20 protein-coding genes and 1 pseudogene are annotated in these 26,075 nt (G+C 59.1%); 17 read left to right on the top strand and 4 right to left on the bottom strand.

The genetic code is table 11. The features are described from left to right. Window positions 1-6: 6 nt before the first annotated feature. The 12 genes and pseudogenes from ubiE to ACWKV9_RS04360 all read left to right on the top strand — a co-directional run bounded on the left by ubiE (window position 7) and on the right by ACWKV9_RS04360 (window position 10,454). Window positions 7-777 carry a bifunctional demethylmenaquinone methyltransferase/2-methoxy-6-polyprenyl-1,4-benzoquinol methylase UbiE gene (gene ubiE / locus ACWKV9_RS04305; RefSeq protein ID WP_483835379.1) on the top strand — a complete coding sequence of 257 codons (771 nt, stop codon included), beginning with the start codon at window positions 7-9 and terminating at the stop codon, window positions 775-777. Continuing rightward, a complete protein-coding gene (locus ACWKV9_RS04310; RefSeq protein ID WP_483834861.1) occupies window positions 777-1,400 on the top strand; it encodes a ubiquinone biosynthesis accessory factor UbiJ in 624 nt (207 codons plus the stop codon). The genes ubiE and ACWKV9_RS04310 overlap by 1 nt, the downstream gene beginning before the upstream one ends. Next, the gene (gene ubiB, locus ACWKV9_RS04315) at window positions 1,397-3,016 is read left to right on the top strand and encodes a ubiquinone biosynthesis regulatory protein kinase UbiB (protein ID WP_483834862.1); all 1,620 of its coding nucleotides are present in this window, start codon (window positions 1,397-1,399) and stop codon (window positions 3,014-3,016) included. The genes ACWKV9_RS04310 and ubiB overlap by 4 nt, the downstream gene beginning before the upstream one ends. A 56-nt stretch (window positions 3,017-3,072) precedes the next feature. Beyond that, window positions 3,073-3,465 carry a phosphoribosyl-AMP cyclohydrolase gene (gene hisI / locus ACWKV9_RS04320; protein WP_483834863.1) on the top strand — a complete coding sequence of 131 codons (393 nt, stop codon included), beginning with the start codon at window positions 3,073-3,075 and terminating at the stop codon, window positions 3,463-3,465. A gap of 2 nt (window positions 3,466-3,467) precedes the next feature. Further along, window positions 3,468-3,800: a phosphoribosyl-ATP diphosphatase gene (locus ACWKV9_RS04325; protein ID WP_483834864.1), complete on the top strand. Its 333-nt coding sequence runs from the start codon at window positions 3,468-3,470 to the stop codon at window positions 3,798-3,800. Between the two features lie 44 nt (window positions 3,801-3,844). Then, complete coding sequence (locus ACWKV9_RS04330; RefSeq protein ID WP_483834865.1) at window positions 3,845-4,117, top strand: twin-arginine translocase TatA/TatE family subunit; 273 nt, start codon at window positions 3,845-3,847, stop codon at window positions 4,115-4,117. A 10-nt stretch (window positions 4,118-4,127) separates the two neighbouring features. Beyond that, a complete protein-coding gene (gene tatB, locus ACWKV9_RS04335) occupies window positions 4,128-4,676 on the top strand; it encodes a Sec-independent protein translocase protein TatB (protein WP_483834866.1) in 549 nt (182 codons plus the stop codon). Next, on the top strand, window positions 4,673-5,467 hold the full coding sequence (gene tatC, locus ACWKV9_RS04340) for a twin-arginine translocase subunit TatC (RefSeq protein WP_483834867.1): 795 nt from the start codon (window positions 4,673-4,675) through the stop codon (window positions 5,465-5,467). Before tatB ends, tatC begins: the two co-directional genes overlap by 4 nt. Continuing rightward, complete coding sequence (locus tag ACWKV9_RS04345) at window positions 5,464-6,171, top strand: 16S rRNA (uracil(1498)-N(3))-methyltransferase (protein WP_483834868.1); 708 nt, start codon at window positions 5,464-5,466, stop codon at window positions 6,169-6,171. Before tatC ends, ACWKV9_RS04345 begins: the two co-directional genes overlap by 4 nt. A 243-nt stretch (window positions 6,172-6,414) precedes the next feature. Further along, window positions 6,415-7,380 (top strand): annotated as a pseudogene (locus tag ACWKV9_RS04350) (methyl-accepting chemotaxis protein); the annotation flags it as partial. Next, window positions 7,372-8,235, top strand: coding sequence for a methyl-accepting chemotaxis protein (locus ACWKV9_RS04355; RefSeq protein ID WP_483835380.1), 864 nt, complete (start codon window positions 7,372-7,374; stop codon window positions 8,233-8,235). The pseudogene ACWKV9_RS04350 and the gene ACWKV9_RS04355, both read left to right, overlap by 9 nt. 275 nt (window positions 8,236-8,510) lie before the next feature. Continuing rightward, entirely contained in the window at window positions 8,511-10,454 is a 1,944-nt protein-coding gene (locus ACWKV9_RS04360) for a methyl-accepting chemotaxis protein (RefSeq protein WP_483834869.1), read from the top strand. A 191-nt stretch (window positions 10,455-10,645) separates the two neighbouring features. Here ACWKV9_RS04360 and mdoH read toward each other — a convergent pair whose 3' ends face one another. The 4 genes from mdoH to pip form a co-directional block, all read right to left on the bottom strand. Beyond that, on the bottom strand, window positions 10,646-13,234 hold the full coding sequence (gene mdoH / locus ACWKV9_RS04365; protein ID WP_483834870.1) for a glucans biosynthesis glucosyltransferase MdoH: 2,589 nt from the start codon (window positions 13,232-13,234) through the stop codon (window positions 10,646-10,648). Continuing rightward, window positions 13,227-15,173: a glucan biosynthesis protein G gene (locus tag ACWKV9_RS04370; protein ID WP_483834871.1), complete on the bottom strand. Its 1,947-nt coding sequence runs from the start codon at window positions 15,171-15,173 to the stop codon at window positions 13,227-13,229. The genes mdoH and ACWKV9_RS04370 overlap by 8 nt, the downstream gene beginning before the upstream one ends. A gap of 257 nt (window positions 15,174-15,430) precedes the next feature. Then, window positions 15,431-15,868, bottom strand: a complete 438-nt coding sequence (dtd, locus tag ACWKV9_RS04375; protein WP_483834872.1) for a D-aminoacyl-tRNA deacylase — start codon at window positions 15,866-15,868, stop codon at window positions 15,431-15,433. Between the two features lie 175 nt (window positions 15,869-16,043). After that, window positions 16,044-17,015, bottom strand: a complete 972-nt coding sequence (pip, locus tag ACWKV9_RS04380; RefSeq protein ID WP_483834873.1) for a prolyl aminopeptidase — start codon at window positions 17,013-17,015, stop codon at window positions 16,044-16,046. Window positions 17,016-17,317: 302 nt separating this feature from the next. Here pip and ACWKV9_RS04385 point away from each other — a divergent pair, with 302 nt between their 5' ends. From ACWKV9_RS04385 to ACWKV9_RS04405, 5 genes are all read left to right on the top strand, one after another. Next, the gene (locus ACWKV9_RS04385) at window positions 17,318-19,801 is read left to right on the top strand and encodes a glycogen/starch/alpha-glucan phosphorylase (protein WP_483834874.1); all 2,484 of its coding nucleotides are present in this window, start codon (window positions 17,318-17,320) and stop codon (window positions 19,799-19,801) included. Between the two features lie 245 nt (window positions 19,802-20,046). Continuing rightward, on the top strand, window positions 20,047-22,908 hold the full coding sequence (locus tag ACWKV9_RS04390; protein WP_483834875.1) for a DUF2339 domain-containing protein: 2,862 nt from the start codon (window positions 20,047-20,049) through the stop codon (window positions 22,906-22,908). Next, window positions 22,905-24,284 (top strand): DUF3999 domain-containing protein, encoded by a 1,380-nt coding sequence (locus ACWKV9_RS04395; protein ID WP_483834876.1) that lies wholly within the window; start codon window positions 22,905-22,907, stop codon window positions 24,282-24,284. Before ACWKV9_RS04390 ends, ACWKV9_RS04395 begins: the two co-directional genes overlap by 4 nt. Before the next feature lie 167 nt (window positions 24,285-24,451). Continuing rightward, on the top strand, window positions 24,452-25,462 hold the full coding sequence (locus ACWKV9_RS04400; protein ID WP_483834877.1) for a class 1 fructose-bisphosphatase: 1,011 nt from the start codon (window positions 24,452-24,454) through the stop codon (window positions 25,460-25,462). A 5-nt stretch (window positions 25,463-25,467) separates the two neighbouring features. Next, window positions 25,468-26,070: a DUF924 family protein gene (locus tag ACWKV9_RS04405; protein ID WP_483834878.1), complete on the top strand. Its 603-nt coding sequence runs from the start codon at window positions 25,468-25,470 to the stop codon at window positions 26,068-26,070. Window positions 26,071-26,075: the final 5 nt, after the last annotated feature.

The raw sequence follows: 26,075 nt of genomic DNA on the forward strand, positions 1-26,075 counted from the left end.
AGCGATATGAACGATCCGCGCAAAGGCAGCGATGCCGAACCCACCACCCACTTCGGTTACAAAAACGTACCGGAAAGCCAGAAGGCCGACAAAGTCGCCGAGGTTTTCCACTCCGTTGCCGCCAAGTATGACTTGATGAACGACGTCCTTTCCGGCGGCATGCACCGCCTCTGGAAGCGCTTCACCATCGAACTGTCTGGCGTACGCGTCGGCAACCGCGTGCTCGACATCGCCGGCGGTACAGGCGATCTGGCAAAAAAATTCTCGCACCTCGTCGGCCCCACCGGCGAAGTGGTGCTCGCTGACATCAACGAATCCATGCTGCGTGTCGGTCGCGACCGCCTGCTGGATCGTGGCGTGGCCGGTAACATGAGCTTCGTTCAGGCCGACGCCGAAAAGCTGCCCTTCCCCGACAACTACTTTGACTGCGTGACCATTGCCTTCGGTCTGCGCAACGTCACGCACAAAGAAGACGCGATTGCCTCGATGCTGCGCGTTCTCAAGCCGGGCGGTCGGTTACTGGTGCTGGAGTTCTCCAAACCCACCAACCCGGTCATGTCCAAGATCTACGACGCGTACTCCTTCGCGTTCATGCCACTGGCCGGCAAGTTGATCACCAATGACTCCGAGAGCTACCGCTATCTGGCCGAATCGATCCGCATGCACCCGGATCAGGAAACCCTCAAAGCGATGATGGTTCATGCCGGTTTCGACCGCGTGACGTACCACAACATGACCTCCGGCATCGTCGCCCTGCACCGCGGCATCAAGCCCTGATGTTGATTCGCGGCCTGCTGGCAAGCGCCGAACACGGCATCAACCGCGTGCTGCGAATGGACAGCACCGCGTTGCCGCGCCTTGATCGGCTAAGCGGCAAAGTGATCGCCGTGGAATGCACCACCCCGGCGTTTCACCTGTTCATCCTGCCTAGCGACGAAGGCCTGATGCTCGCCTCCAACTGGGATGCGGGTGCCGACTGCACGTTGCGTGCACCGGCTGCGAGCCTGATACGTCTGGCCCTGAGCAAAGACAAAACCTCCGTACTGCACAGCCCGGAAGTCGAGCTAGACGGTGAAAGCGCCGTGCTGCTGGAGCTGGTCGGCGTGCTGCAAGACCTCGATCTGGACTGGGAATACGAGCTGTCGCGCTGGCTGGGCCCTGTCGCCAGCCCGCTGATCGGCGCTCATCTGCGCAGCCGCGCGAACTGGACCCGCGACACCGCGTCTAGCCTGAGCCACAACCTCGCCGATTACTTGAGCGAAGAATCACGCACGCTGGTCGGCACACGTGAAGCGCAAGCCCGCTTTGCTGAAATCGACCAGGCCAAACAAGACCTCGAACGCCTCGAAGCCCGCTTCGAACGCCTCGCCCAATCCCTCAAATCCAGCGATAACGCATGAGCCTGCTTGCCGTCCGCCGTCTGTTTCGCATCCAGCGCGTTGTAATTCGCTACCGCCTCGATGATCTGCTGTTCGCCTTGCCGTTGCCGTGGTGGCTGCTGGCCGTGCGCTATGTGTTGCCCTGGCGCTGGCTGCCACGACGCAAAAGCGAACTGACCCGCGGCGCACGCCTGCGTCTGGCGTTGCAGGACCTGGGCCCGATCTTCATCAAGTTCGGCCAATTATTGTCCACCCGTCGCGACCTGTTGCCAGAAGACATCGCCGACGAGCTGATGCGATTGCAGGACCGCGTGCCACCGTTCGAGTCACAAAAGGCCATCGACCTGATCGAGTCCCAACTGGGCGCAAAGATCAGCCAGGTGTTCAGCCGGTTTGACGTCGAGCCGCTGGCTTCGGCTTCGGTGGCGCAGGTTCACGCCGCGCAGTTGAAGACTGGCGAAGAAGTCGTCGTGAAAGTCGTGCGCCCGGGCCTCAAGCCAATCATCGGCTCTGATCTGGCGTGGCTGTTCATTCTGGCGCGCATCGCTGAGCGCCTGTCCGCCGATGCCCGTTTGCTGCACCCGGTTGATGTAGTTCTGGACTACGAAAAAACCATCTACGACGAACTCGATCTGCTGCGCGAAGCGGCCAACTCAAGCCAGCTGCGACGTAACTTCGAAGGTTCGGAGATGCTTTACGTGCCGCAGGTCTATTGGGACTGGTGCCGGCCGAAAGTGCTGGTGATGGAGCGCATCTACGGCGTTCAGGTCACCGATCTGGCGACATTGGCCGATCAGCGCACCGACATGAAAATGCTCGCTGAACGCGGCGTAGAGCTGTTCTTCACCCAAGTGTTTCGCGACAGCTTTTTTCACGCGGACATGCACCCCGGCAACATCTTTGTCAGCACGGTAAAGCCGTGGAGCCCGATGTACATCGCCATCGACTGCGGCATCGTCGGCAGCCTGACCCCTGAAGATCAGGACTATCTGGCGCGCAACCTGTTCGCATTCTTCAAGCGTGACTACCGTCGTGTGGCGCAACTGCACATCGACTCCGGCTGGGTGCCCGCCGAAACCAAGCTCAACGAGTTCGAAGCCGCCATTCGTACCGTGTGCGAGCCTATTTTCGAGAAGCCGCTCAAAGACATCTCCTTCGGGCAGGTCCTGATGCGTCTGTTCCAGACCGCTCGCCGTTTCAATATGGAAGTTCAGCCGCAGTTGGTACTTCTGCAAAAAACCCTGCTCAACATTGAGGGCCTGGGCCGTCAGCTGTATCCGGACCTGGATTTGTGGAGTACCGCGCAGCCGTTTCTCGAGCGATGGATGCGTGAGCGTGTCAGCCCGAAAACTTTGCTGGGCAATCTGCAATCCCAAGTCGAGCAAATTCCGCATCTGGCGGGCATGACCCGCGATCTGCTTGAGCGCATGTCGCAACCCCATCGCAACGATCCACCGCCACCGTGGCGCGAGCGTGGTGACCACTGGGCGCTGCGGCTGATCGGCGCGGCGTTGCTGGCCGGTGGCGCCGTGATGGCATCGGCGCACGTGCAATCAGGCGCCGAATGGGTCGCTTTAAATGCCGTGCCGACCTGGATCATGCTAGTGGCGGGCCTGTATCTGGTCGTTCGTCGATAGCCATGGGCGCAGGCCGCTGGCACACTAACCCTTCCTCAGAGCGGCCGGAGCCGACGATGAAAGACTGGCTGGACGAGATTCACTGGAACAACGACGGCCTGGTTCCGGCAATTGCCCAGGATCACAAGACCGGGCGTGTGCTGATGATGGCCTGGATGAACCGTGAAGCCTTGAGCCTGACCGCCGCCGAGAACCGCGCCATTTACTGGTCGCGCTCGCGGGGCAAGCTGTGGCGCAAGGGTGAAGAGTCAGGACACGTGCAAAAGCTGCACGAACTGCGTCTGGATTGCGACGCCGACGTCATCATTCTGATGGTCGAGCAAATCGGCGGCATTGCCTGCCACACCGGGCGTGAAAGCTGCTTCTACCGCGTATACGATGACGCTGGCTGGAAGACTGTGGACCCGGTCCTCAAAGATCCCGATGCCATTTATCAAGCAGGACACTGAACATGACTGATACCTTGTCTCGCCTTGCTGAGGTGCTTGAAGCACGCAAAGGCGCGGCGGCCGACAGTTCTTATGTCGCCAGCCTGTATCACAAGGGTCTGAACAAGATTCTGGAAAAGGTCGGCGAAGAGTCGGTCGAAACCATCATCGCTGCCAAGGACGCCGCCATCAGCGGCGATTGCAGCGATGTCATCTACGAAACCGCTGACCTGTGGTTCCATAGCCTGGTGATGCTGGCGTCATTGGGTCAACATCCACAGGCCGTGCTCGATGAACTGGATCGCCGCTTCGGGCTGTCCGGTCACGATGAAAAGGCTGCTCGTTCGGCTGAATGAACACTCGCGCTTACGGGCTCTGAATTTATTACGAGGAACGCGTCATGGGTATTTTTGACTGGAAACACTGGATCGTCATTCTGATCGTGGTCGTGCTGGTTTTCGGCACCAAGAAGCTCAAGGGCCTTGGTACCGACGTTGGCGAATCGATCAAAGGCTTTCGCAAGGCCATGAGCGATGAAGAGAAAGCCCCGGAGCAACCGCCGGTGCAGCCACAGCCACAGCCGCACACGACGACTCAGTCTTCGCCGCTGAACCAGCCGCACACCATCGACGCGCAAGCACAGAAAGTCGAAGAGCCCATCCGTAAAGACTAGGTCGTGACGCATGTTTGGTATCAGCTTCTCTGAACTGCTGCTCGTCGGGCTCGTCGCCTTGTTGGTGCTGGGCCCCGAGCGTTTGCCGGGCGCCGCACGCACGGCAGGGCTGTGGGTCGGACGCCTGAAACGCAGCTTCAATGCGATCAAACAGGAAGTTGAACGCGAAATTGGCGCCGACGAAATTCGTCGCCAATTGCACAACGAGCACATCCTTTCGATGGAGCAGGAAGCGCGCAAGATTCTTTCGCCGCAGCAACCGCCCGTCGAGCCCGCTACGTCGGTAACGCCTGCGGCCGCGCCGGTTGCAGACCCACCGCTACCGGTCACCGCAGCAACGCCAGTCCCTACGCCGCCCGCCCCGACGCTGCAAAGCGCCGACATCGGCCCGGCAGCGCCGGCTGAAAGTGCATCGGTCAGTGCTCAGAGCCATACCGGCATCAGTCCGGAGCCTGTTCAACCGGCCCCCGCCGCTGAACCGTCACCTGCCAACCACACTGTGCCGGTGCAGACTGCGCCTTCCGCCAACGATTCGTCATTGCCGCCGCGAGCCCCATGAGCACTATCCCGGAAAACGACCAGCAGATGCCGCTGGTCTCGCACCTCACTGAACTGCGCTCGCGCCTGCTGCGTTGCGTGTTGGCGATCTTCCTGATCTTCGGCTGCTTGTTTTACTTCACGCAGAAGATCTACACCTTCGTCTCCGCACCCCTGCGGGTGTTCCTGCCCGAAGGCGCAACGATGATCGCCACCGATGTGGCCTCGCCGTTCATCACGCCGTTCAAGCTGACGATGATGGTGGCGCTGTTTCTCGCGATGCCGGTGATCCTGCACCAGATCTGGGGCTTTATCGCGCCTGGCCTGTACAAGCATGAAAAGCGCGTGGCGGTGCCGCTGCTGGTGTCGAGCATCATTCTGTTCTACGCCGGTATGGCCTTCGCCTATTACCTGGTCTTCCCGCTGATTTTCCACTTCTTCGCCAGCGTGACGCCTGAAGGCGTGTCGATGATGACCGACATCGCGAGCTACCTGGATTTCGTGATGACGTTGTTCTTCGCGTTCGGTGTGGCGTTCGAGATTCCGGTGGCCGTGGTGCTGTTGGTGTGGATCGGCATTGTCGACGTCAAATACCTGAAGAAGATTCGCCCGTATGTGGTGATCGGTTGCTTCGTGGTGGGGATGATCCTGACACCGCCGGACATTTTCTCGCAGACGCTGCTGGCCGTGCCGATGTGGCTGTTGTTCGAGATCGGCGTGCTGTGCAGTTCGATGATCACCAAGCGTGGTGACCATGAAGACGACGAAGCCGCTGAAGACAAACAGGATCAGCCGCCAGCGACCCAGCCGTGAATTTACTGCTGCTCGAAGAAGCTGACTTCATCGCGGCGGATCGCGTGGTTCTGCGCGACCGCCGCCTCAAGCACATGCAGGAAGTGCATCGCTCGGTAGTTGGCGACAGCCTGCGCGTGGGCCGCCTGGGCGGGCAGTTAGGCAGCGCTGAACTGCTGCGGCTGGAACCTCATGAGGCCGAGTTGTCGGTCCAGTTCGATAAAGAACCACCTGCCAAACTGCCGCTGACCCTGCTTTTGGCCCTGCCACGGCCCAAGATGCTGCGTCGGGTGTTTCAGACCGTCGCGACCATGGGTGTGCCAAAAATCATTCTGCTCAACAGCTACCGCGTCGAGAAGAGCTTTTGGCAGACGCCGTTCCTGGAACCCGAGGCGATTCGCGAGCAATTGGTCCTCGGGCTTGAGCAAGCCCGGGACAGCGTGCTGCCTGAGGTGATCATCGAGAAGCGCTTCAAGCCATTCGTCGAAGACCGGCTGCCCGCGCTGGTCGAGGGCACATTGGGTTTGGTAGGCCACCCCGGTGACTTCCCGCCCTGCCCCCGCGCCGTCGAACAGCCCATCACCTTGGCCATCGGTCCGGAAGGCGGCTGGATTCCCTACGAAATCGAACTGCTACGCAAATCCGGCCTGCAACCGGTGCAACTCGGCGAGCGCATTCTGCGAGTCGAAACCGCCGTCACCGCCCTCCTGTCGCGCCTGTTCTGACCACAAAGCAAATCCCGCGAGCCATCACTAATCCCGCGGGAGCAAGCTCCCTCCCACACTTCATCTGGAAATTTCTCACAGTCCTTCAGTTTTGTTACGCCGCGCCGATGCACAGGCGTCGACAATAACAACGCTGAAGGAATCATCATGACTCGCTGGTTTGCCCAACGTCTCGCCAATGCAGGCGTCAGTCTAAAGCTCGGTATTGGCTTTGGCCTGGTGCTGCTGCTCACTGTGCTCATCATGCTCACTGGCTGGTCGGGTGTGACTTCCGTGATCGACCGAGGCGACAAGCTCGGCAACATCTCGCTGGTCAATGAAGCGACGCTGGAGCTGCGCATTGCACGCATGGTCTACGACGCAAAATTCAGCCCTGAAGCTGCCGCCGAGGTCAGCAAAACCCTCGACAAGCTCGACGCGTCCCTGAAAACAGCTCGGGCCAAAATGGAAGACCCTGAGGACCTGAAGCTGCTGGACACGCAAATTCAGGTTGCAGTCGACTATCGTCGCGCGTTCGAGGACATGACCAAAGCCATCCAGGCTCGCGAAGCCAGCCGCGTCAACCTGGGCGCAACCGCCGACGCCGCTGTAGACGAAGTGGGCAAGATCGAACAAACCCTGTTGCAGCACGACAATATCCTGCAGTTCAACAGCGCCGTGGAGGTGAGCAAGCAGATTCAGCAAGCACGCTTCCAGGTGCGCGGTTACACCTACAGCGGCAACCCGGATTTCGAGAAGAACGCGACGGGAGCCATTGACGACGCAGTGACCAGTATCAATACCCTGGCAGGCGAGATTCCGGCGGCATACATTCCCCAATTGCAGCGTGCGGGGGTTGCACTCAAAGGCTACCGCGCGGCCGTAGGTGTCTACCGCGACGCGCAACTGGGCAGCCGTCAGGCGATGGACAAAATGACTGCGTTGGGTCAGCAACTGTTGGACCTCAGCGACAAAATGAACATGTCCCAGAACACCAAGCGCGAAGCTGACAGCAGCAGCGCCAAGAAAACCCTCGGCATCGCCACCCTGATCGCATTGCTGTTCGGGATCATTGCGGCCTGGGTGATTACCCGACAAATCACCCATCCGCTGCGCGACACATTGACTGCCGTCGAGCGCGTTGCGGCTGGCGACTTGACCCATAACCTTGTCGTCAACCGACGCGACGAGCTGGGACAGTTGCAGAGCAGCATTCAGGACATGACCGTTAACCTGCGCCAACTGGTCAGCGGCATCAGCGATGGCGTGACACAAATCGCCAGCGCGGCGGAAGAGCTCTCCGCGGTGACCGAGCAAACCAGCGCAGGGGTTAACAGCCAGAAAGTTGAAACCGACCAAGTCGCCACCGCCATGCACGAAATGGCGGCCACGGTGCAGGAAGTCGCACGCAACGCCGAGGAGGCGTCGGAAGCCGCCGTTGCAGCCGATCAGCAAGCCCGTGAGGGCGATCGGGTGGTGAACGAAGCTATCGATCAGATCGAAAGACTGGCCAGCGAAATGGGCCACTCCACCGAGGCCATGGGCGAACTCAAGCGCGAGAGCGACAAGATCGGCAGCGTGCTGGACGTGATCAAGTCAGTGGCGCAGCAAACCAACCTGCTGGCGCTCAACGCCGCCATTGAAGCGGCACGCGCAGGCGAAGCCGGTCGTGGCTTTGCGGTGGTCGCTGATGAAGTGCGCAGCCTGGCCCAACGCACGCAGAAGTCGACTGAAGAAATCGAATCCCTCATCGCTGGTCTGCAGAACGGCACCCAGCAGGTCGCGACCATCATGGACAACAGCCGTGAGTTGACCGTCAGCAGCGTGGCACTGACCCGTCGGGCTGGCAGCTCGCTGGAAAACATAACCAAAACCGTATCCGCGATTCAAGCCATGAACCAGCAAATCGCTGCCGCTGCCGAGCAGCAAAGCGCTACAGCAGAAGAGATCAATCGCAGCGTGCTGAACGTGCGCGACGTCTCCGAACAAACCTCCGCGGCCAGTGAAGAAACCGCAGCCTCCAGCGTCGAGTTGGCGCGGCTGGGTACGCACTTGCAGACGTTGGTAGGTCGCTTTCGCGTTTAAGTGTTGATCTTGGGAAGATTGCAATACTTGTAGGAGCGCGCTTGCCCGCGATGCGATCTATCAGCTGACACGCTTACAGCTGACAAAACGCGATCGCGGGCAAGCGCGCTCCTACAGCCAGGTGGATTTGTGACCCACATCACCCCGCCCCTCTAATCAGAAATCTCCTACGACCAGTTCAGGTCGTGCAATTAAACCTCTTGCCGATGCGCTTTCAACGCACGCTCAGCTGTTGCCGGGCGGGCCTTTGATTGCTCATTCGCAGGAGATACACCATGTTTGGAGGGATGAATCAGGCGCTCGGTAATACCAGCGTCAAACTCAAGCTGTCACTGGGCTTCGGGCTGGTGTTGCTGCTGACCCTGGCGATTGCCCTCACCGGTTGGCATGGGCTGGACACGATGATCGAGCGTTCGGAATCGATCTCCGCCGTCGGCCAACTTAACGGCATGACCAAAGACCTGCGCGCCGAGCGCATTACTTTCCGTACTGAAAACACGCCTGAAAGCTCAGCCCGAGTCGTTGATCGACTCAATGAAATCGAAGCGCACCTGATAAAGCTGCGCGCGGACACGGATCTTACCGAGCAGCTCAAACTGTTGAACGGCCAGAGCGAAATCGTGCGTACCCTGGAGAAAACCTTCACTGATCTTGGCCAGTTGCTCAAAGATCGAGCCTCGGCCCATCTGCGCCTGAACGAGCACGCTGAGCAAGCGGTGGCAGCGGTAGGCCAGGTTGAAGGCGAGGTGCTTAAAGCTGTGAGCCAGGAGCAAGACAGCAGCGAGCAGCTGGAAGAATTCACCAACATTCTTCAGTTGCGGCGGCAGATACAGAATGCCCGGTACGAGGTGCTCGCCTACGTGTTCAGCGGGCAGGAAAGTTACGAGGTCTCGGCAATCACGGCCATCGACGAGTCACTGAAAGAGATCGGCCAGATCTCCCAGGATCAGACCGAGGGCAGCGCATCCGGCCTGAAACTGGCCAGCCAGGCGCTACAGAACTACCGCAGCCAGTTGGGCCAATTCAAAGAGATTCAGGTGAAGACCGAAGCTGCCCACGAAAGCATGGAAGCGCTGGGCGAAACACTGCTGACATCGACAGACGAGCTGAGCACCCTGCTAAGCGCCCGCCGTGACAGCGAGGCCACACGGTCACGTACCGCACTGGCCGCAGTTGCAGGACTGGCGCTGATGCTCGGCTTGCTGGCGGCCTGGCTAATCACCCAGCAAATCATCACCCCGCTGCGCCAGACGCTGAGCGCTGCCGAACGAATCGCTCAGGGCGATCTGAGCAAAGACCTCGTCGTTACCCGCCGTGACGAAATGGGCGAGTTGCAACAACGCATGCAGTCGATGACGCTGAACTTGCGGCAGTTGATCGGCGGTATCAGCGAAGGGGTAACCAAAATCGCCAGCGCGGCCGCTCAATTGTCCTTGGTGACTCAGCAAACAGCAGTGGGCGTTAACAACCAGAAGGAGGAGACCGATCAGGTGGCCACAGCCATGAACCAGATGACCGCCACGGTCATGGAGGTGGCGCGCAATGCCGAAGAGGCTTCGGAAGCGGCAAGCCAGGCCGATCAGCAGGCGCGCGAGGGCGACGCCGTGGTCAACGATGCCATTGAACAGATCGAGCGGCTGGCCAGCGAGGTGACCAACTCAACCCAGGCGATGAGCCAGCTCAAGTCCGAGAGCGACAAGATCGGAGGCGTGCTCGACGTGATCAAATCGGTTTCTCAGCAAACCAATTTGCTGGCTTTGAATGCGGCCATCGAAGCGGCACGGGCCGGGGAAGCCGGACGGGGTTTCGCCGTGGTGGCTGATGAAGTGCGTAGCCTGGCGCAGCGGACCCAGCAGTCCACCGAGGAAATCGAGGAGTTGATTGCGGCCTTACAAAGCGGTACGCAGCAAGTAGTCAACGCTCTGGACGCCAGCAAAAGCCTGACCGACAGCAGCGTGGAACTGAGCCGACGCGCGGGCAGCGCACTGGAACACATCACCCGAACGGTCTCGACCATCCAGAACATGAATCAGCAAATCGCCACAGCGGGAGAAGAACAGAGCACCGTGGCCGAACAGATCAACCGCAGCATCTTGAACGTGCGCGATATCTCCGATCAGACAGCAGCGGCAAGCGAGCAGACTGCCGCGTCCAGTGCAGAGCTGGCGCGGCTGGGGCTGGATTTGCAGGCGATGGTGGGGAAGTTTCGGGTTTCATGAAACCGGCTCGATCCTGACTGTAGGAGCGCGCTTGCCCGCGAAGACGTCGGCACATCGCACATCAGTGACGTCTGACACATCGCAATCGCGGGCAAGCGCGCTCCTACAGGTTCGGCGTGACAATACCGGCGTGACAATAAAAAACGCCCCTGAAGCATGAGCTTCAGGGGCGTCGTTATTTCAGCCAGCGATCAGGCGTTTACGAGCGTCGGCTCAAGCACATGACCGGCAGGTTGTAACGGCAGAAGCGGCGCGTGCGGGTCGGCTTCAATCGACTCGCGCCAGGCGGTAAGCCAGGACGTTAGCCCTTCAGTCCACACCACTTCGTGCAAACGAGCCAACGCGACCGGGTCACTCAACAACGCCAGACGCTCGTTGTTGTTGAGTAATTCCGGACCACCCTTGACCGCGTGACGAACACGCTCGATGCGCATCCATTCAATCGGCTCGGCGTGGCGGTGGCGCGATGTCGCCAGCGCGCACGCTAATGCGTTCTGCTGCGGATCGACGACTGCGCGGACGAAACCGTCTTTCAGCGCGTGCCAACGATTCTCGTGGGTGTATTGATCGGTTGACACCAGCTCCTGCGGCGGCGTGTGCTCTTCCGGAATTAGGAAAAGGTTCTCGTCACGCGCCTTGAGGCCGAGATTGGTGCGACTGGAAATCACCGACACCGGAATCGATAGCATCAGTGAACCGACGATCGGCGCCAGCCACCACAAGAAACTCGGATTCAGCCAGCACACCAACAGCGCCCAGCAAAAGCCCAGCAAGGTCTGCGGACCGTGGCGTTTAACGGCCTCGCTCCATGGCGTGGAGTCATCGTCACGTTGCGGCGAGTTCCAGGTCGCGGCCCAGCCCAGGAACGCGGCCAGGACGAAACGGGTATGGAAGATCATGCGCACGGGTGCCAGCAACATGGAGAACAGCACTTCCATGAGCATGGACATCGTGACTTTGATCCGACCGCCGAAGCCCACCGCACCCTTGGCCCAGATCAGAATGATACTGAGCACTTTGGGCAGGAACAGCAGTACGACAGTGGTCGAGAACAACGCAACAGCTTTTTCCGGGTGCCATTGAGGCCACAGCGGATACAGCTGACGCGGCTCCATGAAGTACGTCGGCTCCATCAGCGTATTGACGGCCAGCAGCGCAGTCGACAACACCAGGAAGAAGAACCACAACGGCGCCGACAGATACGACATCACGCCAGTCAGGAACACCGCCCGGTGAACCGGGTGCATGCCTTTGACCAGGAACAGCCGGAAGTTCATCAGGTTACCGTGACACCAACGGCGGTCGCGCTTGAGCTCGTCCAGCAGATTAGGCGGCAGCTCTTCGTAACTGCCCGGCAGATCGTAGGCAATCCACACGCCCCAACCAGCGCGGCGCATCAACGCAGCTTCGACGAAGTCGTGAGACAGAATCGCCCCCGCGAATGCGCCTTTACCCGGCAACGGCGCCAAGGCGCAATGCTCGATAAACGGCTTCATGCGGATGATCGCGTTGTGACCCCAATAGTGGGATTCGCCCAATTGCCAGAAGTGCAGACCAGCCGTAAACAGCGGGCCATAAACACGAGTAGCAAACTGCTGCATACGGGCATAAAGCGTGTCCATGCCCGAAGCCCGCGGAGCGGTCTGGATGATACCGGCGTCCGGGGTGGCTTCCATCAAGCGCACCAGGCTGGTGAGGCATTCGCCGCTCATAACCGAGTCGGCGTCCAGGACGACCATGTAACGGTAGTCCCCGCCCCAACGGCGGCAGAAGTCATCGAGGTTGCCGCTTTTACGCTTCACGCGACGACGACGGCGGCGATAGAAGATCTTGCCGAAACCGCCGGTCTCACGACACACGTCAAGCCAGGCTTGCTGCTCGGCAACACAGATGTCGGTTTCGTTGGAGTCACTGAGGATAAAGAAGTCGAAACGATCCAGATCGCCCGTCGCTTTGACCGATTCGAACGTCGCACGCAAACCGGCGAACACCCGGGGCACGTCTTCGTTACAGATCGGCATCACCAGCGCGGTACGTGCGCCGACTTCGATAGGCTCGTTACCGGCGCTCGCCCCGGAGATTCGATATTTGTCGCGACCGGTCAGCAGTTCGAGAAAGCCCATCAAGGCAGTCCAGAAACCTGCAGACACCCAGCAGAACAAGATCCCGAAGAGCAACAAAATGCTGGACTGAAGTGCGTACGGCAACACCTGTGCAGCGGTTTGCAGCAGCGTCTGGTGGCTGATTTCTTCAAACGAAACCAGCGACCAGCCTTGGTACGGCAAGATGCCTTTCATGTAGAAGCCAGCCACGATGGTCTGGCCCAGCATGAGGATCAGCAGAATGTAACGACGGATCGAACCAACCGTGCGCCAGCGCGACTTGGGTAAGTCGCGTGGCAAATCGTCGTGGGACGGCTTGGGCGGGTTGCCTTTGCCGGTCAGGCTGCGCCAACCACGCACCAGAATATTGGTGCGCCAAGGCTCTGGAACCACCTTGGTACGGCGGATCGGCGGCGTTGCTTTCAGACAGACACGACCGGCAGCGTCGACAGCCAGCATCTCAGCGTCGTGCAGTTCGTCAGCAGTGGTCAGGGTCAGACGCCGCTCCACCGACACCAGAGCGGCGTCGGCAGGATCGGTAAACGTCTGCGCCGAAAGGCGTTCATGCAGCTCAGCGAATGACCCACAGCCTGCCAGTTCGGCACGCTGCTCATCGGTCATCGGCAGGTGTGCCAGGTACTCGCTAAGAGACTCAGGCACGGCTTGTGAATTACTCATCGGCTGGCAACTGATAGCTCCAGGTCTCGGTCAAGATTTGTTGAATCTTGGCCGCGTCCTGCTGGGTGGAAGCAGCCGCTGGAGCTGGCTGCTGAAGGTCCTTACTGCCTTTGTTGGCTTTTGCCGCATCGCCCAACGCCGCTTCCGGGCGTGATGCATCTGCATCGGCCTTGGCTTCGGCAACTTTGGTTGCTTCGGCAGTTTTGGCTGCATCGGCTTTTACGCCGTCAGCGCGCGCTGCGTCAGCGTTAACGATTGGCGCTTTGGTCTCTTTCGATTCCTTGGGCGCGCTAGCAACGACTGGAGCAGCCGGTGCCGGTTTGGCATCGACCTTTTTGTCAGCATTCTTATCGGTTTTGTCAGCGGTGATGACTGCTGGTTCCTTGCCAGGCTCGGCAGGGCTTTCACGCAACAGATAAGCGCGCATCTCGACAGACTTGTTGGTGTCTTTGACTTTCAGGCGCAGCGTCAGGCGCCAGCCTTTGGTCACAGGGTTATAGCGCAGATTGTTTTCGACCAACTCAGTGTTGTCGTCGGTGATGACCTGGCTACGAATTGCGGGATCGTCACCCAGTTTGGCAAGAACCGGACCTACGAAGTCCACCAGGTAGGCAACGCTGCCATCAGGCTGACGCACCAGGTTGGACTGCTTCACGTCACCGGTAGAGCGCAGGGTCTGTTTGACCCAGCCCAGATCAGGGGAGTGAATGGAGTTTTCATCCATGGTCCAGTGCAGACGGTAGTTGAAGTCAATCGGCTCGCCTGGCGCAGGTTGGGTTTCCGGCTTCCAGAACGCAACGATGTTGTCGTTGGTTTCATCGGCAGTCGGGATTTCAACCAGATCGACGGTGCCCTTGCCCCAATCGCCCTTCGGCTCGATCCAGGCGCTAGGACGTTTGTCGTAGCGGTCGTCCAGATCCTCGTAATGGCTGAAGTTGCGGCCACGTTGCAACAGACCGAAACCACGTGGGTTCTCGACCGAGAAGCTGCTGACAGCAAGGTGTTTAGGGTTGTTCAGGGGACGCCAGATCCACTCGCCATTGGCTGCCTGAATCGACAGACCGCTGGAATCGTGCAGCTCGCGACGGTAGTTGAGCACTTTGGACGGCTGGTTGGCGCCGAACAGATACATGCTGGTCAGTGGCGCTACACCGAGCTTGCCGACCTTGTCACGCAGGTACATGCGCGATTGCACGTCCACCAGCGTGTTAGTGCCAGGACGCAAGGTCAGCTTGTAGGCGCCGGTCGCGCGAGGGGAATCGAGCAGCGCGAAGATCACCAGATGGTTGTCGTCCGGATTTGGCTTCTCGATCCAGAACTCGGTGAAACGCGGAAATTCTTCGCCGGACGGCATCGCGGTGTCGATGGCCATGCCGCGAGCGGACAAGCCGTAGACCTGACCCTTGCCGATGACGCGGAAGTAACTCGCGCCCAACATGGTCATGATTTCGTCTTGTTTGTCGTCTTTGTTGATGGGGTACATGACGCGGAAACCCGCGTAACCGAGGTTCTCGGTGGACTTGGGATCGAACTTCACATCGCCAAAGTCGAACCGCGATGGATCGTATTTGATCTCATCGACAGTTGTAGCCGTAACTTCGTTGATCTTCACCGGCGTATCAAAGTGCATGCCCTGGTGATAGAACGAAATCTTGAACGGCGTTTTGTCAGCGGCCCATTCAGCCTTGTCCTGCAAGAAGCGAATCTTCTGATAATCCGCGAACTTCATGTCGCGAAATTCCGCTGGAAGGTTGCTTTTGGGCGCTACGAACTTCTGTCCGGCCAGTTCTTTGGCCTTTGTCGCCACGTCGTCAAGATCAAACGCCCAGAGCTGACTGGCGCCCAATAGACAAAACAGAGCAGACCCCGCCAACAGCGCGCGGTGCAAGCGCTTGCCGGAAGTCTTTGGTGCATTACATGGACTAACAATCACGAGCAACCCTCGCCGAAAACAGATGAAGAAACCAACGGCCAGCTATCAAATGCCGGGTTGGCGAGCATTGTTCCGACTCCGAAAGAGGCTAATGATTCCCCAAGCGGTGCCGGACCAGTCTGCGTTTTTACTGATTCGACAGGCAAATACCTGTCTTTGTAGCGCGCGATTATCTAGCAGGCCGCGTTACAACGCATCAGGTGAACAAAAGTATTTATGGCTTTTTACCTAATAAATTCGGGCCTTCAGGCAAAAACGGCTTTTCACACCTCAAGTAAAAATGTCACAGGGCCATCATTGATCAAATGGACTTGCATATCTGCACCAAATTGGCCCGTTGCGACCTGTGCGTGCAAACTTTTAGCCTTGTGCACCAGGTATTCGAAAAGCTCGGCGCCCAGTGCAGGTGACGCAGCTTTTGAAAAACTCGGACGCAGCCCGCTTTTGGTATCAGCGACGAGTGTGAACTGGGAAACCAGTAACAGGCCGCCCTGCACGTCACTCAACGACAGGTTCATCTTGCCGTCCTGATCGCTGAACACCCGATAGTTAAGCAGCTTATGCAAAAGCTTATCGGCGCTCGCCTGAGTATCTTGGGGTTCAACCCCTATAAGCACCAAAAGCCCCTGATCGATAGCGCCGACAGTTTCACCACCGACATCGACCCGCGCCTGGGAAACCCTTTGCAGCAGACCTTTCATCCAAAAACCCTATTTAACAAGAAGGTTGCGGTGCGGCCCCCTCGCCAACAAGTTGGCTCCTACAGAAGACCTCATATAGCCGCCTACCCCTGTAGGAGCGAACTTGTTCGCGAGGCGATGTGTCAGGCCCAACGCAATAGCCCGCTCGCCAACAAGTTGGCTCCTGCAGGTTTAGTCACGCCTCTTCCGGCGGAAGGTCCAGCAATCGCCGCGCCACTTGTGCCGCTGCACGCACCAACGCATCGGTAATTCCGGGTTCAGATGCCGCATGCCCCGCATCGCGGATCACTTGCAGCTCGCTATTGGGCCATGCCTGATGCAATTCCCATGCATTGTCCAGCGGGCAGATGACGTCATAACGACCGTGCACGATGATCCCCGGCAAATGTGCGATTTTGGGCATGTCGCGGATCAGCTGGTTTTCTTCCAGGAATGCGTTGTGCGAGAAGTAATGGCATTCAATTCGAGCAATCGACAGCGCTCGTTGCGGCTCGGAGAAGCGGTCAACCACTAGCGGATTAGGGCGCAACGTGGCGGTTCTACCCTCCCATGTCGACCAGGCTTTGGCTGCATGCATCTGAGCGATCTGGTCGCTGCCGGTCAGGCGTTTGTGGAACGCTGCCAACAGGTCGTGACGCTCATCCAGCGGAATGGGGGCCAGATAGTCCTGCCAGTAATCAGGGAACAGACGGCTGGCGCCCGCCTGATAGAACCACTCGATTTCCTGAGGACGACATAGAAAGATCCCGCGCAGGATCAGCGCATGCACTCGATCAGGGTGAGTCTGCGCATACGCCAATGACAGCGTTGAACCCCACGAACCGCCGAACAACACCCACTTGTCGATGCCCAGGTGTTTGCGGATGCGCTCAAGGTCTTCGACCAGATGCCAGGTGGTGTTGTTTTCGAGACTGGCGTGGGGAGTAGAGCGACCGCAGCCGCGCTGATCGAAGGTGATGATGCGATACAGATTGGGATCAAAAAACCGACGACTCTGCGCATCGCAGCCCGCCCCCGGCCCACCGTGGATGAACACAACCGGCAAGCCCTCGGGCGAACCGCTTTCATCGACATACAGCACATGCGGCTCTTCCACTGCCAGATCGTGCCGGGCATAAGGTTTGATCTGCGGGTACAAAGTCTGCATAGGTGCTCCACCAAGTCTAATTCAGGGGCTGCTGTCTATCTGCCGTTGGGCATCATAAACCCGAATCGATGAATGATCATGCCCCACTGTTTTTTCACGCTTTTACCCGGCTCCAGAGAAAATGGAACGATCAATGCAGGCGTTTGAGAATTGCATTCGCCAGCGAACCACAACACTCTCTTTGAGTCGAAGCGTGGGTCGTGTCATCGGTTATTTCACTCATTTGGCAGGACATAACCGATGACACGCCCTACAGTCAAACAACCCCTTTGCATCGTCAAACCAACATGAGGTCGTAACCGATGTCTCCGGAACCCAATGTTCGTGACGCTGAAGTGGCAGCATTTCGTGAAGCTGTGCTCAACAAACTCGAGTACGCCGTAGGTAAAGATCCCGACCACGCGTTCGACCATGACTGGTTCATGGCAATTGCGCTGGCAACACGCGACAAGATGGCCGAGCGGTGGATGAACCACACCCGCTACGTCTACAAGCAAGAGAAAAAACGCGTCTATTACTTGTCACTGGAATTTCTCATCGGGCGGTTGATGTTCGACAGCCTGAGCAACCTCGGCATCCTGGAAACCGCCCGCGTGGCGCTCAAGGGTCTGAACGTCGATCTTGAAAAAATTCGCACGCTTGAACCGGATGCTGCGCTGGGTAATGGCGGCCTGGGTCGCCTGGCCGCGTGCTTCATGGAGAGCATGTCGAGCCTGGGCATTGCCGGTCACGGCTACGGCATTCGTTACGAACATGGGCTGTTCCGTCAGGCAATCGTCGACGGCTGGCAGCAGGAGCAAACCGAAAACTGGCTGGACTTCGGCAACCCGTGGGAGTTTGAACGCCCGGAAGTGATCTACCTCATCGGCTTTGGTGGCAGCGTGCAGCCGGTGCTGGACGAGGCAGGAATCCCGGCGCTCGATGCCTCTGGCGAAACAAGGCAAATCTGGCACGCGGGCGAAACCGTTCGGGCGATTGCCTACGACACACCAGTTGTCGGCTGGCGCGGCAAGGCCGTGAACACGCTGCGTCTGTGGCGCGCCCGTGCCGTTGAAGACCTGCACCTTGAGCGTTTCAACGCCGGTGACCACGTCGGGGCTGTCGCGGAAGTCGTTCGAGCTGAAAGTATTTCCCGCGTGCTGTATCCAAACGACAGCACCGAAGCAGGCCAGGAATTGCGCCTGCGTCAGGAGTACTTTTTTGTGTCCGCTTCGTTGCAGGATTTGCTGCGTCGGCACAAGAACATGGGTTACACCATCAACAGCCTGCCTGAGCATGCCGCAATCCAGATGAACGACACGCACCCCTCGATCGCCGTGGCCGAGCTGATGCGCATCCTTATCGATCTGCACGATGTGGAGTGGGACGAAGCCTGGCGCATCACCGTCGGCACCCTTGCTTACACCAACCACACGTTGCTTCCAGAGGCGCTGGAGACTTGGCCGGTGGGCCTGATGGAACGCATGCTGCCGCGTCACATGCAGATCATTTATATGATCAACGCCCAACTGATCGACAACGTGCGCGAGTCGCAAAAAGACGATCCGGACCTGTTCGGATTGCTGCGTGCGGTGTCGCTGATCGAAGAAGACAACGGCCGTCGCGTGCGCATGGGCAACCTGGCGTTTATCGGCTCGCACAGCACCAACGGCGTTTCGGCGTTGCATACCCAACTGATGCGCAAAACCGTGTTTGCGCACTTGCACAAGCTGCATCCGGATCGCATCAATAACAAAACCAACGGCATTACTTTCCGCCGCTGGCTGTTCCAGTCCAACCCGGAACTGACCTCGATGCTGGTCAACGAGCTGGGCGAACAAGTGCTCGACAACCATGAAACTGCCCTGTTGAAGCTGGAGCCGTACGCCGAAAAACCTGACTTCCAGAAACAGTTTGCCGCCCAGCGTTTGCAGAGCAAGAAAGCGCTGGCTGCGATCATTCAGGAACGCATGGGGATCGTCATCAATCCTGAGGCGATGTTCGATGTACAGGTCAAGCGAATCCATGAGTACAAGCGCCAACTGCTGAACCTGTTCCACACCGTAGCGCTGTACCAGGCGATGCGCGCCGACCCGAGCACCAACTGGGCGCCGCGGGTGAAGATCTTCGCGGGCAAGGCAGCCGCCAGTTATCACTCGGCCAAGCTGATCATCAAACTGGCCAACGACATCGCACGCACGGTCAACAACGACCCGACACTGCGCGGCCAGTTGAAAGTGGTGTTCCTGCCCAACTACAACGTCAGCCTGGCGGAGAGCATTATTCCGGCAGCCGACTTGTCGGAGCAGATTTCCACAGCCGGTCTTGAGGCCTCAGGCACCAGCAACATGAAATTCGGCCTAAATGGCGCGCTGACCATAGGCACCCTGGACGGTGCCAACGTGGAAATGAGCGAGCAAGTCGGGCTTGAGCACATGTTCATCTTCGGAATGACCGCGCAGGAAGTCGAAGCGCGCAAACATGCCGGCGAGTTCAATGCCCACGGCGACATTGCCTCTTCCGGTCGTTTGAACGATGTGCTGCAAGCGATTCGTGGCGGGGTGTTCTCGCCGGATGATCCTTACCGTTATGCCGGGCTGATCGACCAGTTGATCGCTTACGACCGCTTCTTTGTCTGCGCGGACTTCGAGTCGTACTGGCACGCTCAGGCCAAGGTCGAAGCGCACTGGCACAACCCGAGCGAATGGTGGCGCTCGGCAGTGCTCAATACCTCGCGCATGGGCTGGTTCTCCTCGGACCGGACGATTCGCGAGTACGCGACCGATATCTGGAAGGCGCTGGATTGAGGTAGCACCCGACCTTCACGGGCAAGCGCACTGTAGGAGCGCGCTTGCCCGCGAATGCATTCTGTCAGGCACCGACACAGGTGCCTGACAGACCTCTATCGCGGGCAAGCGCGCTCCTGCAAAGTGCCCCGTACAACAAACCTTGCAATGTACATCGCCCTTCTCACCACAAATTGTTTCATCCCCTCTCACGCCCGATATACTCCCCGACATCGCCGTTTGCGGCCGAAAAGGGATGTCTTCGCGTGCAATGGATTCTTCTGCTGGCCGGTCTGGTCATCGGCACACTGTTCGACGAATCGCTGATCGGCGGCGCATTGGGCGCAGTCTTGGGTCTGGCAATCGGTTTGGCGCTACGTCTGTCATCACTGAGCAAGCAATCGGCCGAGCATCAGCAACAACTGGCTCAGGCCCAGACCGCTCTGGCTTCACTGCAACAGCGGCTTACTGTGCTGGAAACTTCCCCCACCAGTGTTTTCAAAACCGCTGATTCCGCCCCCGTCGCAGATCCATTACCAGAGCCTTTAAACGTGCAGACCGTCAGCACCGACGGCCCTGAGCTAATTTGGGATCTGCCCGACATCGAGCAAGCCACCCCAGCCCCGGACGGAGATTCAGAGTGGCGCAGGCCACCCGTGCCAAAACTGTCAACACAGCCGTCAACCCAGCAACCTCAAGCCCCCAACCTGTTCGACAGCGCCCTGTTGCGCGCGAAAGACTGGCTATTGGGCGGGAATACCGTGCTGCGCGTCGGGGTGGTCCTGCTGTTTCTTGGCCTGGCGTTTTTGCTGCGCTATGCCACCGAAGGCATGATCGTTCCGGTTGAGGCGCGGTATGCAGGTGTCGCGGCCAGCGCCCTGGCTCTGCTGGGTCTGGGTTGGTGGTTGAGACAGCGCAACGCGACTTTTGCCTTGATGATGCAGGGCACGGGCATCGCAGTACTGTACCTGACGGTCTTCGCAGCGATGAAGCTGCACACGCTGATGAGCCCTGGCATGGCGTTCAGCTTATTGGTCGCGGTGACTGTGTTTTCTGCCGTGCTCGCAGTCACGCAAAACTCATTGGCCTTGGCCTGCGTCGCGGCGCTGGGTGGTTTCGCCGCGCCCCTGCTGACCTCCTCCGGCGACGGTAGCCACGTCGCGCTGTTCAGTTACTTCGCCTTGCTCAACGCCGGCATCTTCGCCATCGCCTGGTTCAAGGCTTGGCGCCCGTTGAACTTAATCGGCTTCATCGGCACCTTCGGCATTGGTTTCGCCTGGGGCCTCAACGCCTATACGCCAGCGTTGTTCTGGAGCACCGAGCCGTTTTTGATTCTGTTCTTCCTGATGTATCTGGCCATCGGTTTGTTGTTCGCCCGACGCAAACTCCAGGAACATGCAACCGGACCCGATGACGACAGCCGCGCTGCACTGCTGCGTTGGTCCGCCCGACAAAGCCACTATGTCGATGGCAGTTTGCTATTTGGTACTCCCATCACAGGTTTCGGCCTGCAATACGCTTTGGTTGAACACATCCCGTTCGGCGCGGCATTCAGTGCGCTGGCAATGGGCATCCTCTATATGGGCATCGCGCGGGTACTCGCCGGAAGGGCGCCGGGCCGCGCGTTACTGCTAGTGGAAACCTGTCTGGCGCTTGGCGTGGTGTTCGCAACGCTGGCAATCCCGCTGGGGCTCGATGCGCAGTGGACCACCGTTGCTTGGGCCATCGAAGGCGCGGCTGTGTTCTGGCTGGGCATGCGTCAGGATCGAGTCTTGGCCCGAGGCTTTGGCCTGTTGCTGCAACTTGGTGCGGGCATTTCGTTTTTCGGCGTGATCAATACATGGTTTGCACCCACGTTCAACCACGGCGATTTCTGGACGCCGCTGCTGATCGCCGTCGCCGGGCTGGTCAGCGCCTGGATGGTTCACAGCATCGGAACCTTACGGTTCTTGCGCGGGAACATCCTGCAACCGGTGTTGTTGCTGTGTGGAGCATTGTGGTGGACGGTTGCGCTGTGCGTATCGACGCACTTCATTTCAGGCGAGGCGGGAATTCCTTATCTGCTGTTCAGTGGCGCGATCAGTGTCGGGCTGTGGATGTTGGTCGCGCTGCGCCTGCGATGGCCAGGTCTCGCGCAGCTCTGCACCCTGCTCACCCCGCTATCTGGCGCACTGTTGCTGATCGAGATTGTCGATACCCGCTACAACCCCGCCGCCGAATGGGGCTGGCTCGGCTGGCTGGCGGTGTGGGTGATTCACTTCATGTCGCTGCGGCGCCTGGCACCCATGATCCCGCCACTCATACTCAACATTGCTCACGCCTTGGGCTGTTGGCTGATCATCAGTGTGCTGTCGCTGCAATTGCGTTTTGCCTTGATGCAGTTGTCGGAGCACTACAACGCCTGGCGCTGGCTGGGTTGGGCGCTGCTGCCAAGTCTGTATCTGCTGGCGATGGCCTCGGCGCGCACTTGGCCGTGGCCAATCAGCAATTATCCGAAATCCTATCGCGTGTGGGCGGGCGCACCCTTGGCCGCATTGATGCTGGGGTGGTTCTGGCTGGCCAACGGATTCAGCGAAGGCGCAGCCGATCCACTGCCGTACCTTCCGCTGATCAATCCTCTGGAATTGGGCCTATTACTGGCATTGGCGGGGGTCTGCCTATGGACCCGGAAACTATTGCCGCAGTTGGGCGTGGCCCCGACAAACGCACAGAAAGCTGCGCTGCTCATCGCTGGTGCATCCCTGTTTGCGCTGGTCACGGCGATGGTCATGCGCACGGCTCACCACTGGGCGGCCGTGCCATGGGACGGCGAGTCGCTGCTGTCGTCGATGCGTGTGCAGGCGGGGCTTTCTATCGTCTGGACGCTTATGGCGCTGGCATTGATGATCGGCGGCCATTTGCGCCTGCGCCGAAAAATCTGGCTGGTGGGCGCGGCGCTGATTGGCGTTGTGGTTGCCAAGTTATTCTTCGTCGAACTCAGCGATCGGGGCGGACTGGAGCGGATCGTCTCGTTTATCGGCGTTGGCATTCTGCTGCTCGTAGTGGGATATTTCGCACCACTTCCCCCCAAATCCCCTGCGCGCCTTTGCGCATCCGAAGAGCCCGCCAAGGATTTGCCCCGCCCATGAGGAATGCGTTGTTGAGTCGTCAATTCATTGCCCAGGCCGCTATGTTCGGCACCCTGCTGTGCACCGTATTGCCCGGCCATGCTGAAGACTTGCCGGACGACTTTGCTAGCCAGACGCCGCTGACCCTCAGCGGCGAGGGCCCGTGGTACCGACTGGAATTACCCTTGTCGGTGCAGTTGCAAGCGCAGCAGGGCAATCTCAACGACGTTCGGATTTTCAATGCCGATGGCCAGGCGCAACCTTATGCGCTGACCGTCAGCCAGCCCCAGAGAACCGAAAACCCACAGCCGATTTCGGTGAAGTGGTTCCCGCTGTATAACCGCGACGATGCCAAAGATGCCGAGCCAACTATCCGCGTCGAGCGCACGCCCAGCGGCACGCTGGTCGAGGTGCAGCCGCAAAGTGAAATCGAGGCTGGCGAAGAAATCCTGCGCGGCTGGTTGCTGGACACCAGCGCGATCAATGCGCCGCTCGATCAGTTGATCATCGACTGGAATACCGAGCGTGAAGGCTTCCAGCGTTTCACCATCCAGGCCAGTGACGACTTGCAGCATTGGCAAACGTGGGGCGAAGGCCAAGTCGCTCGGTTGTCGTTTTCCGACGAGGTGGTGGAGCAGCGCGAAGTGCCGTTGCCTGGCCGTAAGGCTCGCTACTTGCGGCTGCTGTGGGAGAACCCGCAATCGGCGCCAACCCTGACTTCCGCGCAATTGCTCAGCGCTCATCCGGGCGTTTTGCCGCTCAGTTGGTCGCCCGCCATCACAGGGCTTACCGAAAAGCCTGGAGTCTATGTCTGGCCGTTGCCGGTGGCGCTACCGATCGAACGCTTGAAAGTCGACCTCCAGCAGGCCAATAGCCTGGCGCCGGCAACGCTCTATGGCCGTCGTGACGCAAACGCCCCGTGGCGGCAGATCAACGACGGCTTGCTGTATCGATTGACGCAAAACGGTCAGGACGTTACGCAGAATGAGATGGAGCTGCCCGGCGATGTCGTACAGCAATTGAAACTTGAGGTTGACGAGCGTGGCGGCGGGCTGGGCGCTGATGCTCCACGGCTGAGTGTTGCCGTGCGTGCCACGCAATTGGTGTTTCTGGGGCGAAGCGCCCCGCCCTACAGCCTGGCCATTGGCAATAAAACGATCAGCGGCGCCAATCTGCCGCTATCGACGTTGGTTCCCGGCGTCACTGTGGACAAGCTCGCCGCGCTGGGCAGCGCCACGCTCGTATCGATACCGGTCACTGACTCGGCAGCGCCGTTGCTCATTGCCAGTGGCCCCGATTGGAAACGCATGGGGTTATGGGCGGTGCTGGTCATCGGCGTGCTGTTTCTGGGCTGGATGGCGCTGAGTACGTTGAGCGCGTCGAAAAAAAGTCGCTAATGCTGAATCGATACCGCCGTCGCAAACAGAGCGAGATGTTTGCGTTTTGCGACTACGCTCAGGGGCGACGTGAACTCAATGGCTCTGAACCCAGTCTGACAGGCAGTATTACGTCACCACACGCGTTAAACTGTGCGCGTTTTTAATCCCCTTCTTCGGAGCTCTCCATGTCCCGCGTTACCCTGAGTCGCTATCTGATTGAGCAGACCCGCAGCAACAACACGCCTGCCGATCTGCGCTTCCTTATCGAAGTGGTCGCGCGCGCATGCAAGGAAATCAGCCACGCCGTTTCCAAAGGCGCCTTAGGCGGCGTTCTTGGCAGCATGGGCACTGAAAACGTCCAAGGCGAAGTGCAGAAGAAGCTCGACGTGATTTCCAATGAAATCCTGCTCGAAGCCAACGAATGGGGCGGTCACCTGGCCGGCATGGCGTCCGAAGAAATGGACAATGCCTATCAGATCCCGGGCAAATACCCGAAGGGCGCCTACCTGCTGGTGTTCGACCCACTGGACGGTTCGTCCAACATCGACATCAACGCTCCGGTCGGCACCATCTTCTCGGTGCTGCGTTGCCCAAATGAGTACCTGAGCCAGAACGAAGCCCTGAATGAAAAGGCCTTCCTGCAGCCAGGCACCGAACAAGTGGCTGCCGGTTATGCCATCTACGGCCCGCAGACCATGCTGGTGCTGACTCTGGGCGATGGCGTCAAAGGCTTCACCCTGGACCGCGAAATGGGCAGCTTCGTCCTGACCCACGAAGACATCACGATCCCTGAGTCCACTCAGGAATTCGCCGTCAATATGTCAAACCAGCGTCACTGGGAAGCCCCGGTACAACGCTACGTCGACGAACTGCTGGCTGGCGAAGAGGGCCCGCTGAAAAAGAACTACAACATGCGCTGGGTCGCGGCGATGGTCGCCGATGTTCACCGCATTCTGACCCGTGGCGGTCTGTTCATGTATCCGCGCGACAGCCGCGAGCCATCCAAGCCGGGCAAGCTGCGCCTGATGTACGAAGCCAACCCGATGTCGTTCCTGGTTGAGCAAGCAGGCGGCGCGTCCACTGATGGTCACCAGCGCATTCTCGACATTCAGCCTGAAGGCCTGCACCAGCGTGTTGCGGTGTTCTTGGGTTCGAAAGAAGAAGTCGAACGCGCGACCTCGTACCACAAGAGCTAACCACCATGACCGCGCCTTGGCTGCCGTTGCTTGAGTGGTGGTTCGGTACGACCGAATCGCCCAGCGAAGCGGCGAAAGCCAAGGGCAAATTGTGGTTCGGCAAGAAGAAAGCCCAGGACACCGACGCGCAAAATCGCTTCGGTGGTCTGGTGGAGCAGGCACTGGCGGGCGGTTTGTCCGAATGGGCCGAAAGCCCTCAAGGCTGGCTAGCGCTGGTGCTGCTGCTCGATCAACTGCCACGGATGATTTTTCGTGACACCGCCAAAGCCTATGTTGGCGATCCCCGCGCATTGGAACTGGTCAAGCACGGCCTCAAACTCCAGCGCGATCAGGCCCTCACGCCGTTGCAACGTACCTTCCTCTTCCTCGTGCTGGAACACAGCGAAAACCTCACTGATCAGGACGAAGCCATCCGCCGCTTCACCGATTTAATCCCGCTGCTGCCCTCTACCGACTGTGAACACTTCACCCAAAGCCTGAGCTACGCCCGCAAGCATCATGTGGTGATCAAACGGTTTGGCCGGTTTCCCCATCGTAATGAGGTGCTGGGAAGGGAATCTACGGAGGAGGAAGTGGCGTTTTTGCAGGAGCGTGGGTCGAGGTTTTGAGTTGC

This window comes from Pseudomonas corni (genome assembly GCF_057128765.1).

What these genes read in the sequence shown, in the direction of transcription:
- ubiE (WP_483835379.1), top strand. Translation starts at nt 7, where the DNA reads ATGAACGATCCGCGCAAAGGCAGCGATGCCGAACCCACCACCCACTTC.
- ACWKV9_RS04310 (WP_483834861.1), top strand. Translation starts at nt 777, where the DNA reads ATGTTGATTCGCGGCCTGCTGGCAAGCGCCGAACACGGCATCAACCGC.
- ubiB (WP_483834862.1), top strand. Translation starts at nt 1,397, where the DNA reads ATGAGCCTGCTTGCCGTCCGCCGTCTGTTTCGCATCCAGCGCGTTGTA.
- hisI (WP_483834863.1), top strand. Translation starts at nt 3,073, where the DNA reads ATGAAAGACTGGCTGGACGAGATTCACTGGAACAACGACGGCCTGGTT.
- ACWKV9_RS04325 (WP_483834864.1), top strand. Translation starts at nt 3,468, where the DNA reads ATGACTGATACCTTGTCTCGCCTTGCTGAGGTGCTTGAAGCACGCAAA.
- ACWKV9_RS04330 (WP_483834865.1), top strand. Translation starts at nt 3,845, where the DNA reads ATGGGTATTTTTGACTGGAAACACTGGATCGTCATTCTGATCGTGGTC.
- tatB (WP_483834866.1), top strand. Translation starts at nt 4,128, where the DNA reads ATGTTTGGTATCAGCTTCTCTGAACTGCTGCTCGTCGGGCTCGTCGCC.
- tatC (WP_483834867.1), top strand. Translation starts at nt 4,673, where the DNA reads ATGAGCACTATCCCGGAAAACGACCAGCAGATGCCGCTGGTCTCGCAC.
- ACWKV9_RS04355 (WP_483835380.1), top strand. Translation starts at nt 7,372, where the DNA reads ATGACCGTTAACCTGCGCCAACTGGTCAGCGGCATCAGCGATGGCGTG.
- ACWKV9_RS04360 (WP_483834869.1), top strand. Translation starts at nt 8,511, where the DNA reads ATGTTTGGAGGGATGAATCAGGCGCTCGGTAATACCAGCGTCAAACTC.
- mdoH (WP_483834870.1), bottom strand. Translation starts at nt 13,234, where the DNA reads ATGAGTAATTCACAAGCCGTGCCTGAGTCTCTTAGCGAGTACCTGGCA.
- dtd (WP_483834872.1), bottom strand. Translation starts at nt 15,868, where the DNA reads ATGAAAGGTCTGCTGCAAAGGGTTTCCCAGGCGCGGGTCGATGTCGGT.
- pip (WP_483834873.1), bottom strand. Translation starts at nt 17,015, where the DNA reads ATGCAGACTTTGTACCCGCAGATCAAACCTTATGCCCGGCACGATCTG.
- ACWKV9_RS04385 (WP_483834874.1), top strand. Translation starts at nt 17,318, where the DNA reads ATGTCTCCGGAACCCAATGTTCGTGACGCTGAAGTGGCAGCATTTCGT.
- ACWKV9_RS04395 (WP_483834876.1), top strand. Translation starts at nt 22,905, where the DNA reads ATGAGGAATGCGTTGTTGAGTCGTCAATTCATTGCCCAGGCCGCTATG.
- ACWKV9_RS04400 (WP_483834877.1), top strand. Translation starts at nt 24,452, where the DNA reads ATGTCCCGCGTTACCCTGAGTCGCTATCTGATTGAGCAGACCCGCAGC.
- ACWKV9_RS04405 (WP_483834878.1), top strand. Translation starts at nt 25,468, where the DNA reads ATGACCGCGCCTTGGCTGCCGTTGCTTGAGTGGTGGTTCGGTACGACC.